The sequence below is a fragment of the Monashia sp. HAY1-5C genome (assembly GCF_056755255.1).
This window is the reverse complement of the sequence record NZ_JBPGXG010000304.1, coordinates 1-309: the sequence shown is the minus strand read 5'-3', so window position 1 is coordinate 309 and position 309 is coordinate 1. Positions and strand designations below refer to the sequence as shown.

The window sequence follows — 309 nt, the reverse complement described above, 5'->3', positions numbered from 1 at the left end:
GGGCCAAACTCGCCCACTGCCCCCAAAGCCGTCACCGCGATGCCGGTAGGCGTCTTCGCTTGGCCGGCGTCCCGCAGGATGGGCAGCAGGGTGCCAAGTGCGGTGGAACAAAGCGCGACGCCGATGATCACCGAGGGCTCGGCTGCGGACGTCAATGCCAACCCGGCAGCCATGCCTGCTGCCAGGGAGATGACCCAGCCGGCGGAAGCGCGGCGAAGGGGCCGGCCGCGAATTGCCCTGAAGTCGATCTCGTTGCCGGCCACGAAGAACAGCATGGCCAGCCCGAAATCGGCCAGGGTATCTGTGAAC

1 protein-coding gene is annotated in these 309 nt (G+C 67.3%); it reads right to left on the bottom strand.

Annotation, left to right across the window (positions count from 1 at the left end):
• Positions 1-309: cation:proton antiporter domain-containing protein (locus ACR9ZK_RS21775; protein WP_481344042.1), on the bottom strand; the 309-nt coding region annotated here is incomplete at both ends.